Origin of the sequence: Acinetobacter sp. NIOH-H-8, from assembly GCF_046635365.1 — a bacterium.
In the GTDB taxonomy this organism is placed as follows: Bacteria; Pseudomonadota; Gammaproteobacteria; order Pseudomonadales; family Moraxellaceae; genus Acinetobacter.
The window spans coordinates 1-404 of sequence record NZ_JBHDVN010000301.1 but is presented as its reverse complement, the minus strand read 5'-3'; the positions used below and the strand labels follow the sequence as shown (position 1 = coordinate 404).

Sequence of the window (404 nt, the reverse complement as noted above, 5' to 3'; positions counted from 1 at the left end):
CCTTCGCCAGCTCGCGGGGCCGCTCCTCCGGATCCACCCGCCGGCCCAGCTCGCGCTCGCGCCGCGACAGGTACTGCTCGGCCAGCTGACGCACCGCCTCAATGGCGAAGGCCCCCGACCCCAGCGCCGGCTCGCACACCGTCAGGTGCAGGATCTCCTCCGCGCTCGTCGTGCGCCCGTCCTGGTCCAGCAGCTCGGCCAGCGCCTGCTGCACCGTGAACCGGGTGAGCACCTCCGGGGTGTAGAAGGAGGCCGACCGCTGCCGGTCCCGGCCCGACAGCCGGTAGACGAACTGGCCCTTCTCATAGGTGACATTGCGGCGTTCACCCGTCACCTCGTCCTCCACCGTCACGAAGTCCTTCTCCTCCAGGCCCTTCATGACGTCCTCGGGCACCACCCACGAG

Annotated in this window: 1 protein-coding gene; it reads right to left on the bottom strand. The window is 70.5% G+C overall.

The window, feature by feature from the left end; translation table 11 throughout:
• Positions 1 to 404 (bottom strand): hypothetical protein (locus tag ACEWB7_RS18345; protein ID WP_411581140.1); only part of this gene is annotated, 404 nt, incomplete at both ends.